Source organism: Streptomyces sp. NBC_00461, from assembly GCF_036013935.1.
GTDB lineage: Bacteria > Actinomycetota > Actinomycetes > Streptomycetales > Streptomycetaceae > Streptomyces.
This window is the reverse complement of record NZ_CP107902.1, coordinates 7,102,944-7,120,747: the sequence shown is the minus strand read 5'-3', so window position 1 is coordinate 7,120,747 and position 17,804 is coordinate 7,102,944. Positions and strand designations below refer to the sequence as shown.

Annotated in this window: 13 protein-coding genes and 1 pseudogene; 6 read left to right on the top strand and 8 right to left on the bottom strand. The window is 72.0% G+C overall.

The features are described 5' to 3' along the window. Positions 1-212 precede the first annotated feature (212 nt). A complete protein-coding gene (gene rpsO, locus OG870_RS33275) occupies positions 213-500 on the bottom strand; it encodes a 30S ribosomal protein S15 (RefSeq protein ID WP_030945091.1) in 288 nt (95 codons plus the stop codon). A gap of 294 nt (positions 501-794) precedes the next feature. Here rpsO and OG870_RS33270 point away from each other — a divergent pair, with 294 nt between their 5' ends. Continuing rightward, positions 795-1,091 (top strand): DUF397 domain-containing protein, encoded by a 297-nt coding sequence (locus OG870_RS33270; protein WP_266522338.1) that lies wholly within the window; start codon positions 795-797, stop codon positions 1,089-1,091. 86 nt (positions 1,092-1,177) lie between these two features. Here the strand turns inward: OG870_RS33270 and OG870_RS33265 are convergent, their stop codons facing one another. After that, positions 1,178-2,695, bottom strand: a complete 1,518-nt coding sequence (locus OG870_RS33265) for an outer membrane protein assembly factor BamB family protein (protein WP_266590339.1) — start codon at positions 2,693-2,695, stop codon at positions 1,178-1,180. Positions 2,696-3,154: 459 nt separating this feature from the next. Here OG870_RS33265 and OG870_RS48265 point away from each other — a divergent pair. After that, positions 3,155-3,235 (top strand): annotated as a pseudogene (locus tag OG870_RS48265) (SCO5717 family growth-regulating ATPase); the annotation flags it as partial. Positions 3,236-3,742: 507 nt separating this feature from the next. After that, the gene (locus OG870_RS33260) at positions 3,743-7,141 is read left to right on the top strand and encodes an AAA family ATPase (RefSeq protein WP_443063471.1); all 3,399 of its coding nucleotides are present in this window, start codon (positions 3,743-3,745) and stop codon (positions 7,139-7,141) included. Positions 7,142-7,402: 261 nt separating this feature from the next. Here OG870_RS33260 and OG870_RS33255 read toward each other — a convergent pair whose 3' ends face one another. Then, complete coding sequence (locus tag OG870_RS33255; protein ID WP_266590335.1) at positions 7,403-8,254, bottom strand: LysR substrate-binding domain-containing protein; 852 nt, start codon at positions 8,252-8,254, stop codon at positions 7,403-7,405. A gap of 80 nt (positions 8,255-8,334) precedes the next feature. Between OG870_RS33255 and OG870_RS33250 the strand changes: the two genes are divergently transcribed. The 3 genes from OG870_RS33250 (at position 8,335) to OG870_RS33240 (ending at position 10,213) form a co-directional block, all read left to right on the top strand. Beyond that, positions 8,335-8,829, top strand: a complete 495-nt coding sequence (locus OG870_RS33250) for a cupin domain-containing protein (protein WP_266522330.1) — start codon at positions 8,335-8,337, stop codon at positions 8,827-8,829. Positions 8,830-8,951: 122 nt separating this feature from the next. Next, complete coding sequence (locus tag OG870_RS33245; protein WP_266590333.1) at positions 8,952-9,311, top strand: DoxX family protein; 360 nt, start codon at positions 8,952-8,954, stop codon at positions 9,309-9,311. Between the two features lie 119 nt (positions 9,312-9,430). Continuing rightward, positions 9,431-10,213, top strand: coding sequence for a TIGR03084 family metal-binding protein (locus OG870_RS33240; protein ID WP_266590331.1), 783 nt, complete (start codon positions 9,431-9,433; stop codon positions 10,211-10,213). A 181-nt stretch (positions 10,214-10,394) separates the two neighbouring features. Here OG870_RS33240 and OG870_RS33235 read toward each other — a convergent pair whose 3' ends face one another. From OG870_RS33235 to OG870_RS33210, 5 genes are all read right to left on the bottom strand, one after another. Continuing rightward, positions 10,395-11,342 carry a bifunctional riboflavin kinase/FAD synthetase gene (locus tag OG870_RS33235; protein ID WP_266522319.1) on the bottom strand — a complete coding sequence of 316 codons (948 nt, stop codon included), beginning with the start codon at positions 11,340-11,342 and terminating at the stop codon, positions 10,395-10,397. 126 nt (positions 11,343-11,468) lie between these two features. After that, positions 11,469-15,770, bottom strand: coding sequence for a trypsin-like peptidase domain-containing protein (locus OG870_RS48260; RefSeq protein ID WP_266590329.1), 4,302 nt, complete (start codon positions 15,768-15,770; stop codon positions 11,469-11,471). Positions 15,771-16,056: 286 nt separating this feature from the next. Further along, positions 16,057-16,962 (bottom strand): tRNA pseudouridine(55) synthase TruB, encoded by a 906-nt coding sequence (gene truB, locus OG870_RS33220; RefSeq protein ID WP_266522315.1) that lies wholly within the window; start codon positions 16,960-16,962, stop codon positions 16,057-16,059. Further along, a complete protein-coding gene (gene rbfA, locus OG870_RS33215; RefSeq protein ID WP_266522312.1) occupies positions 16,959-17,405 on the bottom strand; it encodes a 30S ribosome-binding factor RbfA in 447 nt (148 codons plus the stop codon). The genes truB and rbfA overlap by 4 nt, the downstream gene beginning before the upstream one ends. A 32-nt stretch (positions 17,406-17,437) precedes the next feature. Beyond that, positions 17,438-17,731 carry a DUF503 domain-containing protein gene (locus OG870_RS33210; RefSeq protein WP_020122665.1) on the bottom strand — a complete coding sequence of 98 codons (294 nt, stop codon included), beginning with the start codon at positions 17,729-17,731 and terminating at the stop codon, positions 17,438-17,440. Positions 17,732-17,804: the final 73 nt, after the last annotated feature.

Here is a 17,804-nt window from a genome sequence, read left to right as displayed (position 1 = left end):
TACCGAGGACCGGCGGCGGCGAGGTAGCGCTTCTCCTCGTTCGTCTTGTGATGTCGACCTACCCCTCCGGGTACGGCCCATCACTCTGTGGTGTCGTGCGTATTGCGTTGTGCTACCACACTACAAAGCGGCAGTGACACTCCGCACGTTTCCGTACGTACGGCAAAGGGAGCGGTCCCCACTCTTGCGGGAACCGCTCCCCTCACGGCGTCTTACTTGGCGCCCGCCGCACCGCGGCGGATGCCCAGGCGGTCGACCAGCGCACGGAAGCGCTGGATGTCCTTCTTCGCCAGGTACTGCAGCAGGCGACGGCGCTGACCGACCAGGATCAGCAGACCACGGCGGGAGTGGTGGTCGTGCTTGTGCGTCTTGAGGTGCTCGGTCAGGTCCGAGATCCGGCGCGAGAGCATGGCGACCTGGACCTCGGGAGAGCCGGTGTCGCCCTCCTTCTGGCCGAACTCGGTGATGATCTGCTTCTTCGTAGCGGCGTCGAGCGACACGCGTACTCCTCGTAGTCTGTGTGGCCACCGAGTGCCCCCGGTCTTTGTCTCGGGGGTGCTTCCGTTACTCGGGAGGCGGGATCCGCTGGGCGCGGCCTCCAGGGCCGGCAGGTGAACCTGCGGGGCTCCGGGGGTGCGTACACAAACGGCCGTCAGCCAGGGTACCAGGCAGCCAGGGCACCTTTGGCCGGGGTGTGGAAAGCCTGAGGTCGGCGCGGGGGCGGCCACTAGTGTGAGTGCACAGATCGTTTGCGTACGCAGGGAACGCGTACGTGGGGAAGGGGTCGCTGGGGCATGGCGGAGACGGAAGAGCAGATCAAGGCGCGCAAGGAGCGGGAGCGGGACGAGCTGTACGCGCTCGACATCTCCGGCGTCCAGTGGCAGAGCGCGCCCGGTACCGAGGAGCAGGAGGAGCGGGTCGAGATCGCCTACCTGCCCGCCGGGGCCGTGGCCATGCGCTCGTCGCTCGACCCGGACACCGTGCTGCGGTACACGGAGGCCGAGTGGCGGGCCTTCGTGCTCGGGGCGCGGGACGGCGAGTTCGACCTGGAGCCGGCGCCGCACAACGGGGGCCGGGCGGCGGACGCGTAGAGGCGTCACTCGACGGGGTGGCAGGGCCGCCCCGTCGTTGACGTACGAGACCGCCCCGTCGTGGACGTACGGGACCGCGGCGGCGTCTACTTCGCGGCGAGCGTCTCGATGCCGAGGACGAGATACACCCACCGGGGCTGCCCCTTGGCGGGGCCGTCGACCTTTTTGACGCCGAAGAAGATGCGGCCGTCCTGGACGACGATGTCGTTGTACTCCGTCATCGTCATCAGGTCGGCCTCCTGGGGCAGGTCGAAGTAGAGGTACGGGGTCTCGGTGCCCCTCTGCGGGTCCAGGCTGACGAGTCCCGACGGCATGACGTGCTGGTCGGTCACGCGTACGGCGAGAAGCTCGTCGCCGCTCATCCGCACCGGGTAGAGGAGCGAGCCGGGGCCGGAGTCGAACTTCTTGGTGGTGTTCCCGGTCGCCAGGTCGAAGCCGATGATCCAGTTGGAGTTGATCAGCTCGCCCGAGTCCTTGCTGCGCAGGAAGACCTGGCCGTCGCCGACGGCGATGGTCGGGCAGTCCTCGGTGTTGAGGTAGTCGTCGTACGAGCACTCGCCCACATAGGTGCCGCTCTGCAGGCGGATCACGGCGCGGGTCCTGCCCCCGGCTCCGAGGGAGAGCATCTCGGAGATGCCGATCTCGCCGGCCTGGACGGCCAGGACGGGCGGGTCGGCGGACGGGATGTTGAGGTCACGGATGCCCTGCGCGGCGGTGTAGGTCCACAGGACCCTGCCCGTCCCGGGGTCCACCTTGCGCGCCTTGTAGGTGGTGGCGTCCGTCGAGCCGAGAGGGGCGTCGTCGTGCCAGCACTCCTGACGGATCAGCAGCGCGCCTCCGCCGGCGGCGCCCATGTCCTGACAGGAACCCGTCGAGGTCGTACGCCACAGCCGCCTGCCCGTGTCCATGCTGTACGCGTCGGTGCCGCCGCCCCAGGTCACGACGACCGTGCCGTGCGTCAGGGTCACGCTCGGGGTGTCCTGGTCGTCGCCGCCCGTCGCGAGACCCTCGGCGTCCCCCGACTTGGAGTACGGGAAGTCGGTGTCCCAGACCTCGCGGCCGTCGTCGAGGTCGAAGAAGGCGACGTGGTTGCAGTAGGCGCCGCCCCGGTCGTTCGCCCGGTAGAGGACGGCGGTGCGGTGGTCGCCGGTCACATGGCGCGTGTAGCCGCAGACCGGGCCGTCCAGGGGGAGCTTCCACTTCTCGTCGCCCGGGGAGGCGTCGGCGCCGATGGGCAGGCCGATCACGGTCTTGTTGATGCCCTTGGCGAGGATCTTGTCCGTGGCCCACATGCCGGGGAGTTCGTAGTGCTCGCCCGGGCTCAGGTCGTCCACGGAGAAACGGAAGGCCATTTTTCCCGTGGTGCTCGCGGGCCTCTTCTCGACGGTCTCCCGGACGTCGAGCCTGCCGTCGCCGGTGGCGGTCGGCTTGTTCGACGTCTTCGCTCCGCCACCACCCCACAGGAGCCAACCGCCCGTGCCCAGCGCCGCGACGAGCACGACCGCGAGCAGTCCCAGCAATCCCTTCCGGCGGCGCTTCTTCTCGTGCGTCTCCGCGTTGACGGCGGACTGGGTGTATATGGAAGGGGGCGGGCCGAAGCTCACGCTGGGGTCCTTTTTCTGTGAAGTGGTCACCGAAGCGCCCCTACTATGCCGGGCGGCGTGATCACTCGCGCGACCGGGTGAGGTCGGGCACTGTCAGGGACCTTGCGAGGTACGGCAGTTCGGGGCCGTGTCGGTTCGGGGCTCCGTGACCACTTCTCTTCACGTTCTGCGCAGCGGGTTCACGATTATCGCCCGGTTTGTTCACCAATACGTAGGCTGTGTAGGCCACTTCTGGGCTGGTTGTGACGCAGCGGTCAGGCGCTCGGGAGTGGACGGGCCTGCCGAGGTGAGGCTTCTGGTGATTAGGCTGGGGTGAGGGCGCGTCGCCAGACCCGTGGATCGGGTGGCGGCGCTCAGGGGGAAAGCCGGTGGAATCGGACGACCTCGGAACGACACAGGACGACAAGCAATGGTCGCCCCTGCACGGCATGAGGGTGCACGACCACACCAGGAGGAATTGTGAGCAGCGATCGGGACGGGATCCGCGGGGGCTGGGCCACACCCGGCGATGACCAGCCCGACGCGGAGTCCGCCAGCGAGATGACGGGCGAGTTCACCATCGACTACGCACCGCCCGCCTGGTACACGCAGAACGCGTCGGAGGGCGCGGGTGGCGGTGGCGGCGGTGCGGGGGGCGGACCCGGGGCCGGTGAGCCGGGGACCGGCTCGTCGGGTGCGGCTGGATCCGGGGCCACGGCGTCCGGAGCGGGCGGTGCGCCTGGGGCCGCCGGCGCCGCTGCGGGCCGTTCCGGGGCTGCTCCGGGCGCGCCCTCTGCCGCCGGGTCTCCCTCCGATTTCTCGATCTCCTCGCTGCCGGGGCTGACTCCGCCGGCTCATTCCATGCCGAAGCCTCCTTCGTCCGGCGGCCCGGCCTCCACTCCGGGGGCTCCGTTCACGCCGCCTCCGCCGGCGCCCGGGGCTCCCTTCACGCCCCCTGCTGCGGCGCCCGCGCCGGGGGCTCCCCACACACCGCCGCAGGCTCCCGCGGCGGGTGCGCCGTACCCGCCGCCCGGACCGCCCGGACCGCCGAGCGGTGGTCCGGGGGCGATGCCCAAGCTTCCGGTGGGCAGCGGGTTCGAGCCTCAGCCGACCGGCAACGCGTCGTCACCCACCGCCGTGCCGAACATTCCTGCTGGTGGGTTCCAGGCCCAGTGGGGAGCTCCGGCCGCACCGGCTGAGCCGCCGGTGGCTCCTCCGGCAGCTCCGTCGGCTTCCGTTTCCGGGGAGGAGTCCGGGGAGGAGTCCGGGAACGGCGATCTGGAGAGCGGCGCCACCATGCGGTTCTCCTCCGTCGCTCTGAAGCGGGAGATCGCGGAGCGCGCCGCCGCGGCTGCTGTCGAGCCTCCGGTGGAGCCGACGGGCGAGGACGACGCAGAGAACGCGCAGAGCACCGGGAGCACTGACGGCACCGGGAGCACGGCTCCCGACGAGACTGCCGGATCCGTCGACGACGGCGCCGCGGACAAGGGTGCGGAGACCGACGTCGCAGCCGAGGACTCGGGCGGTGACGTCGAGGTGACGGACGCGTCCGCGGACGCGGAGAGCGACGCTGCGGACGAGGTCGCCGACGCCGAGGAGAGGGAGGAGTCCGACACCGCCGACTCCGTCGAACTCGGGGACTCCTCCAGCTCCTTGGAAGCCGACGACGACTCCGCCGAGGAGGCGGAGCCTTCGGCGATCGAGCCCGAGGACGCCGGTGCGGACGAGGCGGACGAGGCGGACGGGGAGGACGGGGAGGACAGGGCGGAGGAAGCGGACGAGGCTGCTGCGGTCGTCGCCGAGGCGGATGCGGTGGCCGAGCCCGAGGACGCAGCGCCGCATGGCACTGAGCCCCAGGACACTGAGCTTTCGGGTGCGGTGATCGAGGACGCGGTGCGTGAGGACGTTGAGCCCGCCGACGCCGAGCCCGCCGCCGTCGTACCCGTGGACGCGGTGCCTCAGGACAGTGAGCCCCAGGACGCCGTTCCGAGCGCGGCCGACGCCCCGCAGAGCGCACCGCAGGCCGCGCCGCCCGCATGGGCTCCCCCGCCGGCACCGCAGGGCGGGCTCCCGCCGTTGCCGCCGTCGTACCAGCCCGCGGCCCCCGCGTCGGCGGCCCAGTGGCCGGCACAACCGCAGCAGCCTCAGCAGCAGGACCCGGCGGCGCCTGCGCAGCCGCAGCCCGCGGCCGCTCAGGGACAGCCGCCCCAGCCGCCCCAGCCGCCACAGCCGCCGCACTTCCAGCCACAGGCCCCGCAGCCCGCCCCCGCGGCCTGGAACCAGCCGAACCCGGCACCGGCCCCCGCACCCAATCCGCAGGGCGGCTACGGCTTCCCCCAGCCTGGTGGCACCCCGGCCCCCGTGCCGAACGCCCACGGCGGTTACGGCTTCCCGCCCCCTGGCGCCCCCGCCCCCGCACCGACCACCCCGCCTGCCCCCAACCCGCAGGCGCAGCCAGGCGGTTACGGCTTCCCGCAGCCGCCGAGCCCGCAGGCCCAGGCGCACCCCGGCATGCCGCCGCAGGCTCAGCCGCAGCCCGGCGTGCCCCCGCAGGGACAGCCTTACCCGGGCTTCCCTCCGCAGGGACAGCCCCAGCCCAACGCGCAGGCACCCCATCCCGGCGGCGCCCCGGCCCCCGCGCCGAACGCCCACGGCGGTTACGGCTTCCCGCCCCCCGGCGCACCCGCACCGACCACCCAGCCCACCCCCAACCCGCAGGCGCAGCCAGGCGGTTACGGCTTCCCCTACCCCGGAGCCCCCGCCCCGGGGCAACCAGAGCCCACCCCACCCGCCCCCAACACCCCGGGCGGTTACGGTTTCCCGCCCCCCGGCGCACCGGCCCCGGGCACCCCGCATGCCCAGCCCGCCCCCAACCCCCCTGCCCAGCCCGGCGGTTACGGCTTCCCCCACCCCGGAGCCCCCGCCCAGGGACAGCTCCAGCCCAACCCGCAAGCCCCGCAGGCGCCGCAGCCCCCGCAGGGTCTCGCCGAGCAGCCGCAGCCGCAGCCGCAGGCATCACCCGCACCGCAGCAGCCGGAGGCACCGCAAGCACCGCAGCCCGTCGATCCCCGTGCCGGTGCCGCCTGGCCGCAGCCCATTCAGCACGATCAGCGGCAGATGACCAACCCCGGTGCCGCGCCGCTGGGTTACACCGCTGCCGTGGAGCTGTCCTCCGACCGGCTGATCAGCAAGAAGCAGAAGGCGAAGAGCGGGCGGCCGGCGGCGGCGCCGAGCCGGTTCAAGATCGGCGGGAAGAAGGAGGAGGCCGAGCGGCAGCGGAAGCTCGAACTGATCCGGACGCCCGTGCTGTCCTGCTACCGGATCGCGGTCATCAGCCTCAAGGGCGGTGTCGGCAAGACCACGACCACCACCGCCCTCGGCGCCACGCTCGCCACCGAGCGGCAGGACAAGATCCTCGCGATCGACGCCAACCCGGACGCCGGCACGCTCGGCCGCCGGGTGCGCCGCGAGACCGGGGCGACCATCCGTGACCTCGTCCAGGCGATCCCGTACCTCAACTCGTACATGGACATCCGGCGGTTCACGTCCCAGGCGCCGTCCGGCCTGGAGATCATCGCCAACGACGTCGACCCGGCCGTCTCCACGACCTTCAACGACGAGGACTACCGGCGGGCGATCGACGTGCTCGGCAAGCAGTACCCGGTCATCCTGACCGACTCCGGCACCGGTCTGCTCTACAGCGCCATGCGCGGTGTGCTCGACCTCGCCGACCAGCTCATCATCGTCTCGACGCCGTCGGTGGACGGTGCGAGCAGTGCCAGTACGACGCTGGACTGGCTGTCCGCGCACGGGTACGCCGATCTCGTCTCGCGGTCCCTCACCGTCATCTCGGGTGTGCGCGAGACGGGCAAGATGATCAAGGTGGAGGACATCGTCAGCCACTTCGAGACGCGGTGCCGCGGTGTCGTGGTCGTGCCCTTCGACGAGCACCTGGCCGCCGGCGCCGAGGTCGACCTCGACATGATGCGGCCGAAGGTCCGGGAGGCGTACTTCAACCTCTCGGCGATGATCGCGGAGGACTTCGTACGGCACCAGCAGATGCACGGGCTGTGGACGAGTGACGGCAACCCGCCGCCGGTCGCCGCCCCGCCGTTGCCGGGCCAGCAGTACGCACCGGGCCAGCCGATGCCAGGGCAGCCGATGCCTGGACAGCAGGTCCCCGGTCAGCCGCCGGTTCCGGGGCAGCCGGGCCCGTATCCGCAGGCTCCCCAGCCGCCCCAGCCCGGACAGCCGTACGCCCCCGGTCAGCCCTACCCCCAGCCGGGTCAACCGCCCGCGCAGCCCGGACAGGCGTATCCGCACGCCCAGCCCGGCCAGCCCTATCCGCAGCAGCCGGGTCAGCCGTACCCGCAGCAGCCGGGGCAGCCCGGACAGCCCGGTTACGGATACCCGCAGCCCCCGCAGCAGCCGGACGGGCAGACCCCTCCCCCGCCGCCCCAGCAGTAGCGGCGAAGGCCGAAGGGCGGCCGGAGCCTCACAGGCTCCGGCCGCCCTTCGGCGTCGTACGAACGGCTATGAGCCTGTCGCGTGGCCGGTTGACGATCTCCACGACGATGCCCAACGCGTCGCGGGCACATGAAAGCAGCGTGGAATCAACGGAGTTGGCGTATCCGCCGTCGGCACCAGGCCGGCCGTGCGGAAGGCAGCCGCGAGCCGGGCCAGGACGGTGCGGTGTTCACGAGCTGCGGCAGCACCGGTTGCCGGTGTTCAGTGGCGGTACGCGGCTGTCGCGGCCTCACTGAAGGATCGGATCAACGGGTTGGTGTCACCTTCGTTCCACACCGCCACCACTCGGCTCGGCACCATGTCGATCAACGGCACCAAGGCCAACTCCGCGGGCAGGTCGTGTCCGAGCGGGGCCAGGCCGACCGTGCCGTTCCACAGCACGGCCTGAAGGCATTCCTGGACGGCGCGCACCACTGGGCCCTCGCGCGGGCTGCCGCCGTTCCAGTACGACTGCCAGACGGGGTCCGTGCCCTGCGGGAACTGGAACCAGCGGCGGTCGCTCAGCTCGGCCAGCCGCAGCCGGTCGCGGCGGGCCAGCGGATCGTCTGCGCGCAGGACCACGCCGACCGGATCGCTCCGCAGCGCCCGCACCGTCAGGGCAGTCTCGTCGAACGGCGCCCGGGTCAAGGCGATGTCGACCAGTCCGGCGCGCAGCCCGCACGTCGGGTCGGTCAGATCGGTGTCGCGAATGCGGATGTCGATGCCGGGGTGGCTTCGGCGATAGGCGGCGGCCAGCCTGGACACTCCCGGGTCGGTGCCGTCACCCAGGATGCCGAGGGTGAGGGTCGCGACGCCGGCTGCCGCGCTCACGCGTACACGGACGCGCTCGGCATGGTCGAGCAGGGCCCGCGCCTCGTCGAGGAGCACCGTGCCCACGGGAGTTAGCGTGACGCCGGCAGGCGAGCGAGCGAAGAGCAGGGCCCCGGCATCGGCCTCCAACTGCTTGATCGCCCGGCTTAGCGGCGGCTGGCTCATGTGCAGTCGGGTGGCGGCCCGGCCGAAGTGGAGTTCCTCGGCGACGGCCACGAAGTAGCGCAGGGTCCGTAGCTCCACGCTGCAACGATACCCATGACGTATCGGCGCTGCGGGATGAGTCTTGGACAGCCGTGGGACCCCGGCGGTGCACTTGAGGCATGACCGAAGAAGCGAAGATCAGCGAGTCGCAGGCCGACCCCGCCGTATCGGTGGTGGGTCCCGGCGACGGCGAGACAATCGTTCTGGGCGCCACACGCATGCGCGTTCTGGAGGACGGCAGCCACACCGGGCACCGCCTCGCGATCGCCGAGTCCGTCCTCGCCCCGCACTCCCAGGGACCGCCGCAACACCGCCACGCCCGACACGACGAGGGCTTCTACATCCTCTCCGGCACCGTGCGGTTCACCGTCGGGGACGAGGACCACGACGCGACCACGGGAACGCTCGTGATGGTTCCGCCCGGCACCCCGCACACCTTCGCCAACCTGACGGATCAACCCGCCGTCATGCTCAGCACATTCACCCCCGACCTGTACGTGCAGTACTTCCGAGACCTCCAGAAGGTGCTCGCCGACGGCCGGCCGCTGACGCAGCAGGCCAACATCGACGCGATGAGCCGCTACGCGACCGAGCCCGCCACCAACCTCGCCTGAAGCCGACGGGACGGAACGCTCGGACGCCGGACCGGGCCTGATCCAGGGCTCTTCTGGCAATCGAAGCGGTCGACGGGGCCAGTGAACCGGTGACCCATGAACGGGAACCATGAACGGGAACCATGAACATCGCCTATTGGATCGTCGCGGGGCTGCTCGCCCTCTTCTACTTCTACGCGGGCACGCTGAAGGTGATCCGCAGCCGCGAGCAAATCCGACCGATGATGGCCTGGGTCGACCGCATACCCTTGCCCGCCCTCAGGGCGCTGGGGACGGCCGAGATACTCGGCGCGACCGGCCTGATCCTGCCGCCGCTGACGGGCATCGCGCCCTCGCTGGTGCTGGCCGCGGCCATCGGCTTCGTCCTCCTGCAGGCCGGTGCGATCGCCGTCCATCTGACGGGCGAAGACCGCCGGATCACACTCAACGTCGGGCTCACCACCGCCGCGGCCGTGACCATCTGGCTGGCCACCGGGCTGTGATGGAGCACAGTCCTCGACTGGTGGATACGACTGCGGGGCCGGCCCGTGGGCAGACTCCGGCGACATCGAAGTCTGCCCGCACACTTCGTCTCCGCCGTTGGTCAGGAACGAGTGGAACCATGGCGCACATGTTGAACTACAACCTCGCCGTCCCCGATGTGGATGACGCCGGTGTCCTGTCCGCGCTGATGGCAGAGGGTGACGAGCTCGACGTCCTGGTCAGTGCAGTGGACGACTGGTCCATACCGACACCGGCACCGGGCTGGACGGTCGCCCACCAGATAGCGCACCTCGCGTGGGCGGACGCGAACGCACTCAGCGCCTTACGCACTCCGGACGCGTTCGGCGCCGAGCTCGGGCGGGCGGAAGCCGAAGGCAGCGGGTATGCAGACAAGGCCGCCGCCGCGGGAGCGGCCAAACCACGGTCGGTACTTCTGGACGAGTGGCGGGCCGGTCGAGCGGAACTGGCGGCGGCACTACGCGACACGCCATGGAACCACGCATTCCCCTGGTACATGTCGAAGGTGACCCCGGCCCTGATGGCGCCCCTTCGTCTGATGGAAACCTGGGCACACGGGCAGGACGTCTTCGATGCTGTGGGCGTGGCACACCGCCCGACGGATCGACTGCAGCACGTGGCGTCGCTGGGGGTGCTGGGACGGGCGCTGTCCTTCGCCGCGGTCGGACTGCCTGAGCCGGCGGACGCCTTCCGCGTCGAGCTGACAGCACCTGACGGACGGACCTGGGTGTGGGGCCCCGAGGCGGCCGCGCAACGGGTACAGGGCGGCGCTGTCGACTTCTGCCTGTGTGTCACCCGGCGTCGCCCCTGGTCCGAGACCAACATGACGGCGACCGGCGAGGACGCCGAGAAGTGGCTGGAGGTGGCGCGCGTCTTCCTCTGAAAGCGTGTCGGGGTGCCTGGATCATGCGAGACGCGTGACGGTTGCGATCTGCTCTCCAGGCACTGCGACGGCCCCGGAATGATCAGGTGGTGTGTGCCGGTGCGACAACTCCGAGGCCGTCAGCGGCCCATGCTCGGCGTAATCAACCGGCCATCCGACAGGCTCCATGCCGTAGGAACGGCTATTCGGCGGCCGCCACCAGCTCCCGGCAGCGCTTCACGTCCTCGGCCATCTGCTCCAGCAGGGCCTCCAGGGACTCGAACTTCGCCTGGCCGCGCACGAAGGCCAGGAAGTCGACGGCCACGTGCAGGCCGTACAGGTCCAGGCCCACACGGTCGATGGCGTACGCCTCCACGGTGCGCTCGGTGCCGTCGAACTGCGGGTTCGTGCCGACGGAGATCGCCGCCGGCATCACCTCGCCCTGGGCGTGCAGCCAGCCGGCGTACACGCCGTCGGCCGGGATCGCGGTGTGCGGGAGGGTCTCGACGTTGGCCGTGGGGAAGCCCAGTTCACGGCCGCGCTGAGCTCCTCGCACCACCACGCCCTCCACCCGGTGCGGGCGGCCCAGGATCTCGCCGGCGCCCTCGACGTCGCCCTCGGCGACCAGGCGCCGCGTCAAGGTCGAGGAGAAGGGCTCGCCGCCGCCCGCCGCACCCGTCACGTACAGGTCTACGACCTCGACCTCGAAGTCGTAGACCTTGCCCTGGTCGACGAGGAACTCGACGTTCCCCGCGGCCTTGTGGCCGAAGCGGAAGTTCGGGCCCTCGACGACCGCCTTGGCGTGCAGCTTGTCGACCAGGACCTTGACGACGAAGTCGGCCGGCGAGAGCTTCGAGAACTCGGTGGTGAAGGGGAGGATCAGCAGCGCGTCCACGCCCAGGTCGGCCATCAGCTCGGCGCGGCGATGGTGCGGGGCGAGCAGCGGCGGGTGGCTGCCGGGGCGCACGACCTCGCTGGGGTGCGGGTCGAAGGTGACGACCACGGAGGGAACGCCCAGCTCGCGGGCGCGGTCCACGGCATGCCGGATGATCAGCTGGTGCCCGCGGTGGACGCCGTCGTAGGACCCGATGGTGACGACGCTGCGCCCCCAGTCCTCGGGGATGTCCTCCAAGCCACGCCAGCGCTGCACTGTGACCGCTCCTCGAACCCGTGTCCGTGTCTACCGACCTCTTACGCAGGACTAAGGGTGCCATGCCGGACGCGGACCGCCCTCATCGGCATGGGGGCTGTGACCCGACGCACGCGGGAGCACAGCTCAGACGGGCACTCGTACGCCGGACAGGTTCTCGATCATTCGGCGGGTGCTGGGTCCCACCACCGCTACCCAGGCCTGCGGGGTGTCGGTCAGCCAGCCGGCCATGCGGGCGGCGAAGCCGGGGACCTGCCGGCCCAGGTCGACCAGCGCGCGGTCGAACCGGGCCGCACCGTCCGGGGTGCGGACGAGGAGCAGGCCGGTGCGGTGCACGAGGTCGCGTACGTCGTCGCCGCCGCACCGGCCCGCCGCGTGCAGCAGGGCGTCCAGGACGGCCGGGGCCTGTTCGTGGGCCAGCAGGAAGTCGAGGAGTTCGCGGCGCTGCAGGCGGGAGGCGGGGGTGCCGGGAGCGGCGAGTACGGTCGCGAGCGCGGCCCGGACCTCTTCCGGACCGCCGTCCAGAAGGCCGGTGACCAGGGGGAAGAGCACGGTCCTGGCAGACGGCCCCTGGTCGAGGCGCCGGTCGACGTACACGGCCACGTCGACGGCGGTCTCCGGGCGCCGCTCCACGGCCTCGTGCACGAGGGCGGCGACCCTTCGGGCGAGCGAGGGCGTGGTGACGTCGGCGAGCGTGCGCAGCGCCTGACCGGCGTCCGGCCTGCGCAGCCGGTCGCGGAAGGCGTCCAGGACCGGCTCCGGGTGCGTGGCGAGGGCGGGGACCAGTGCGCCTGGCGGGAAGTGCGGGTCGGCGGCCGCGAAGTGCCGCAGCGCCTGCGGGAGATGACGGGCACGCGTGCGTGGGTCCCGCACGAGGAGGGCGAGCGCGCCGCCGTGCAGGGAGCTGTCGGCGGGGCGGGCGAGCAGGGCGAGGGCCGCGTAGCGCAGCAGGTCACGGTCGGCCTCGGTGCGGACGTGGGGCATGGCACGCAGGCCGTACGCCACCGCCGCCACCCGCCGCGCGGGCCGCTCGTCGTGCGCCCACCGGTCGACAGCCCGGCAGAGCGCCGACGGCTCGTCCTCGGCCAGCACGGCGAGCAACTCGTCCGCCCTGAGGTGCGCACACTCGACGAGCACCTCGGTCAGGTCGTCCAGGGCAAGGTGCCGATGGGTGTGCAACAGCGCCTGCGCCGCCTTCGCGACGGTCGCGTGCGGGGTCGCGGGCAGCGGGCGGTCGTCGTCGAACCAGCGTGTGAGAAGGGGCTGTACGGCGGCGGCGTCGGCGGCGAGAAGGCCGCTCGCGGCGTCCAGGAACCGGGGGGCGGTGTCCTGCGGACCGTCGGCGAGGAGGAGGACGCGGAGCAGCTCGAAGCACTTGGTCCGCGGGATCGCCAGGGCGGTCCAGAAGCTGGGCGCGAAGGCATCCGCGACAGCGGGGGCGGCGGCGGCTGACTCCCGGGAGTCCGGGCGATCCTGTCCCCACGGGTCCAGGCAGTCCTGTTCCCGCAGATCCGGGCGCTCCTGCCGCCGCGGATCCAGGCAGTCCTGTTCCCGCAGATCCGGGCGATCCTGCCCCCGCGGATCCAGGCAGTCCTGTTCCCGCAGATCCGGGCGATCCTGCCCCCGCGGATCCAGGCAGTCCTGTTCCCGCAGATCCTGGCGATCCTGCCCCCGCGGATCCAGGCAGTCCTGTTCCCGCAGATCCGGGCGCTCCTGCCCCCGCGGATCCAGGCAGTCCTGTTCCCGCAGATCCGGGCGCTCCTGCCCCCGCCGATCCAGGCAGTCCTGTTCCCGCAGATCCGGGCGCTCCTGCCCCCGCCGATCCAGGCAGTCCTGTTCCCGCAGATCCGGGCGCTCCTGCCCCCGCGGATCCGGGCAGCCTTGCCCCCACAGCTCCGGGCGCCTCTGCCGCCGGGCTTCCGGGCGGTCCTGCCCCCACGGATCCGGCCCTTCCTGCCCCCACGGATCCGACCCTACCTGTCCCCACGGGTCCGGGCGGTCCTGTTCCTGCGGGTCTGGCCGCTCCTGCTCCTGCGGATGCAGGCAGCTTTGTCCCCACGGCTCCGGGCGGTCCTGCCCCCGCGCGTCCGAGCGGCCCTGCCCCCACAGGTCCGGCCGCTCCTCCCCCCGCGCGTCCGAGCGGTCCAGCCCACGTACCGCCGCGAGCCGGGCGGCGAGCTGCCGCAGGACCGTCAGGTACGGCCTGGCGTCCGGTACGCGCAGCAGGGTTTCGGTGAGCAGGCGGGCGGCCCACCAGGAGTGCGGGTCCCTCTCCAGAGCGTGTGCCAACTCCTCCAGCCGGGCGGCGAGTTGGGGGGTGCCGTGCTGCCGGGCGACCAGCAGCAGGGCCTGGACGACCGGGCCGATGCGATGGTGCGGGACGGAGAGCGGGCGGGCGGCGTCCGGAGTGCCGTGGCGGTGGACCAGGGCGCGCAGGGCCTCGTCGAGGTCGAGGTGCATGCCCTGGATCCAGTCGGCGAGTTCCTCGTGGGCGAAGCGGTAGCCGGTGCCGGCGGGGATGAGGAGGCCTTCCGTGAGGACGGCGGACGCCCAGCCGCTGCCGCCTCCGAGCCGCGCGGGAGCCTGGCCCCACGGGAACACCGCCTCGAACGTCTCCCGGTCCAGCTCGCCCTGCCCGGGGCCGAGGCTGCGGCGGGCGGCCTCGTGGATCTGGCCGGAGACCTTCGCGGCGAGGCGGCGTACGGCCGTGCCGCGCAGGCCGTTCTCGGCGGCCAGCCTGACGGCGACGCGCAGGCACATCAGGTCCAGGTAGGCCGAGAAGACGTCGTCGCGGTCCACGCGTGCGTGCGGGGCGTCCTGGAGGGCGGCGAGGACCTCGGAGAGGAGGTGGAGGGTGAGGGGGTGGCGGGTGTCGGGGTCGGTGAGGGTGCCTTCTGGGATGCGATAACGGGCGCGGGCTTTTCGGGCCTCGTCGTCCTGCAGGTCGCCGAGGCGTACGCAGGGCCTGGGGCGGAGCCGCTGATCGCTGCAACCGCCCCCGCCGCCCCTGGCTGTCCCCTCCCCCAGGCCGCGGCCGCGCCCCCGGACCCCCGCCTCGGGCTGAACGGCCTCGTCCTCAAACGCCGGACGTGCCGAAACCGCCGACCCGCCGAACAGCAACTCCGCGGGAAACTCCGCTCCCGCCCCCTCCCAGTACTCCTCCCGGCACGCCACCACCAACCGCGCCCCCGACTCCCGCAGCCAACTCGCCGTCCCCTGCGTCCACTTCCGCAGGCGGTGCGCGAGGACCGCCGGCATCTCCTCGGGGCCGTCCAGGAGGAGCAGCAGGGGACGGTCCGCCGCGAACGCCACCTGGGCCAGGCGCTCCGGCGTGATGTCGTCGAGGTCCGCGACAGTCGTCGTCCCGGACGCGGTGACGATGCGGGCGGCGCGGGTCAGTGCCCGACGGGCCGCGTCCGCGACCGAGGTGTCGTCGTCCTCCAGGTCGGCGCCGCGCAACCACAGCGTGGGGGCGGGTTCGGACTCCCGGTTGCGGCGGGCGGCGAGGGACGCCAGTTCTGTCGTACGGCCGCTGCCCGGTGCTCCGACGAGGCCGAGGACGGTGGCCCGGCTCCGCGCGAAGGTGGTGAACTCCCGCACTGTCGCGGCCCGTTCGACCGGCTCGACCGAGGCGTCCGCGCGGCCGACGTAACCCGCCAGTGTCCCCGGCGGGCCGTCCTGCCCCACGGACGTGGCCGTCAGCTCCAGTACGCCGGCCAGGTTGAGGTCGGGTCCGTACGCGGGCACCGTCGCCGCGTTCCGGGCGAGCAGGTCGGCGAGCGGGCCGCTTGGGGCGGGGAGGAGCGGGACGGCGAATCCGGCGTCGCGCCGGCCGGAGTGGAGCGCGGTACCGAGGACGCCGACGACAGCGCCGGTCCCGGCGTCCAGCACCGGTCCCCCGGCCGCCCCGCCGCCCAGCCGCAGCGCGTCCCGGCCGGCCGTGCCGATCGCCAACTCCAGTGCGCCGTCCAGGAGATGGAAGCGTTCCGTTGCCGCGTACGTCACGGAGGCGGCACCGAGCACCCGTGCCTCACGCCAGCATCCGGCGGCGATCCGCACATAGGTGCCCGTCTCGACCCGGTCCCGCACCGTGACCGGCAGTGGGTCCACGCCGAGGCCCTCGGTGCGGACCAGGGCCAGGTCCAGGTCCGGCAGCGCGGTCACCGCATCCGCCGTCACGAGGCAGGTGCGGTCACCTGCGGCGTGCAGTACCAGCCTGGGCAGACCGTCGACAGCCTCGTGGCTGGTGATGACGGTGCCGTGGTGGTCGGCCACGAAGCCGGTGCCGCGGGGGCGGCCGGCAAGGTCGTGAATGCGGACCAGGGCGTCATCACGGACGGGCGGCCGGCCCGCGTCACCGGAATGTCCGGTCCGCGCACCATCCCCCTGCCGGTGTCCGCCCCCGGTCCGCGGGCCCCGTCCCGCCATGGCCGAACCTCCCCGCCGTACACCAGTGCCCTCACTTCGACGTTAGGCGCGCGGTGATCAGCGGGACAGATCGCGTGGCGAACGCGCCCCCTTCCGCTCCCTCGGTTCACTCCGAGCGCCTGCCCGCACGGGTGAACAGACGGGGGTCGGTGGATACACCCTAGGGGTGGGGGAACCGAGGGGGACCGTGGAGCGGCGGCGCAACCCCGTGATCGCCGCTCCACGGGCGGGCAGCCTCGGTGTCCTCGTCCACCGTCCGTGGTTCCTCGTCCGTCGTCTCCGAGCCTCAGCCGAAGACGGCCAGGCTCTTCGCCTTGCCCTTCTGCTCCTCGACGAGCACCAGGAAGCGCCCATCGGGGTCGAAGACGGCGACGGGGCCGCGCGACGCGTACTCCTCGGGCATCTCCACACGTACGCCGTTGGTGAGCAGCCGGGCCCGCTTCTCGTCCACGTCCCAGCGCGGGAACGCGGCCGCGGCCGCCTCGGCGATCGGCAGCACGGTCAGCTCCTCCTGCAGCTGGTCCAGCGTCCGGGCCGAGTCCAGCTTGTACGGGCCGACGCGGGTGCGGCGCAGGGCGGTGAGGTGTCCGCCCACGCCCAGGCCGGCGCCCAGGTCGCGGGCCAGGGCCCGGATGTAGGTGCCGGAGGAGCAGACGACGGACACCACCAGGTCCAGCACCGGGGTGCCGTCCTCGGCGACGGCGTCGCGCACGTCGTACACCGCGAAGGACGAGACGGTGACCGGCCGGGCGGGGATCTCGAACTCCTCGCCCTCCCGTGCCCGCTTGTACGAGCGCACACCGTCGATCTTGATGGCGCTCACCTTCGACGGCACCTGCATGATGCGGCCGGTCAGCTCGGCGATCCCGGCGTCGATGGCCTCCCGGGTGACCTTCGAGGCGTCCAGCGACCTCGTGATCTCGCCCTCGGCGTCGTCCGTGACCGTCGTCTGCCCGAGGCGGATCGTGCCCAGGTACTCCTTCTCGGTCAGCGCGAGGTGACCGAGCAGCTTGGTTGCCTTCTCGACGCCGAGGACGAGCACGCCCGTCGCCATGGGGTCGAGGGTGCCGGCGTGCCCGACGCGGCGGGTGCGCGCGATCCCGCGCATCTTGGCGACCACGTCGTGCGAAGTGAAGCCCGACGGCTTGTCGACGATGACAAGCCCGTCGGGCGTCCGGTTCTTCTGGGTCATTCGGCGGTGTCGTCCTCGTCTTCACCCGGCTTCTTGTACGGGTCGGCCTCACCGGCGTACGTGGCGCCCGCCGAGACCTCGCGCACCTGCTGGTCGGACTGGCGCGCCTTGTCGAGGAGGTCCTCGATGGTCTTCGCGGTGTCCGGCAGGGCGTCCGCAACGAAGGCCAGCGTCGGCGTGAACTTCACGCCCGCCGCCGCACCGACCGCGGAGCGGAGTACGCCCTTGGCGCTCTCCAGGCCGGCGGCCGCGGCCGCCCGCTCCTCGTCGTCCCCGTACACCGTGTAGAAGACGGTCGCCTCCCTCAGGTCACCGGTGACCCGGGTGTCCGTGATGGTGACGTGCGAGCCGAGCCGCGGGTCCTTGATCCCGCGCTGCAGCTTCTGGGCCACCACCTCTCGGATGAGGTCCGCCAGCCTCTTGGCACGCGCGTTGTCGGCCACTGGTCCGTCTCCTTAAGTGCTTACTTCTTGCTTCAGTCTTCGTCGCTGTGGAGCCTGCGTCGAACCGAGAGCAGTTCCACCTCGGGCCGCCCGGCGACCAGCCGCTCGCAGCGGTCCAGTACGTCGGTGAGGTGTCCCGTGTCCCCGGAGACCACCGCCAGCCCGATCTCGGCCCTGCGGTGGAGGTTCTGATTGCCCGTCTCCGCCGCGCTCACCGCGTACTTGCGCTGGAGCTCGGCCACGATCGGACGGACGAGAGAGCGTTTCTCCTTGAGCGAGTGGACGTCGCCGAGGAGCAGGTCGAAGGACAGAGTCCCCACATACATGTGTATCCGGATGTCCCGCCGGTTCGGGGTACGGGCGCCACGCTTCGACGCCGATACGGGGAACCGTACACGC

Excerpts from the sequence above, each read along its gene's own strand:
- OG870_RS33270 (WP_266522338.1), top strand. The coding sequence starts at position 795 with ATGGCGGAGACGGAAGAGCAGATCAAGGCGCGCAAGGAGCGGGAGCGG.
- OG870_RS33260 (WP_443063471.1), top strand. The coding sequence starts at position 3,743 with ATGCCCAAGCTTCCGGTGGGCAGCGGGTTCGAGCCTCAGCCGACCGGC.
- OG870_RS33250 (WP_266522330.1), top strand. The coding sequence starts at position 8,335 with ATGACCGAAGAAGCGAAGATCAGCGAGTCGCAGGCCGACCCCGCCGTA.
- OG870_RS33245 (WP_266590333.1), top strand. The coding sequence starts at position 8,952 with ATGAACATCGCCTATTGGATCGTCGCGGGGCTGCTCGCCCTCTTCTAC.
- OG870_RS33240 (WP_266590331.1), top strand. The coding sequence starts at position 9,431 with ATGGCGCACATGTTGAACTACAACCTCGCCGTCCCCGATGTGGATGAC.
- OG870_RS48260 (WP_266590329.1), bottom strand. The coding sequence starts at position 15,770 with ATGGCGGGACGGGGCCCGCGGACCGGGGGCGGACACCGGCAGGGGGAT.
- truB (WP_266522315.1), bottom strand. The coding sequence starts at position 16,962 with ATGACCCAGAAGAACCGGACGCCCGACGGGCTTGTCATCGTCGACAAG.
- OG870_RS33210 (WP_020122665.1), bottom strand. The coding sequence starts at position 17,731 with ATGTATGTGGGGACTCTGTCCTTCGACCTGCTCCTCGGCGACGTCCAC.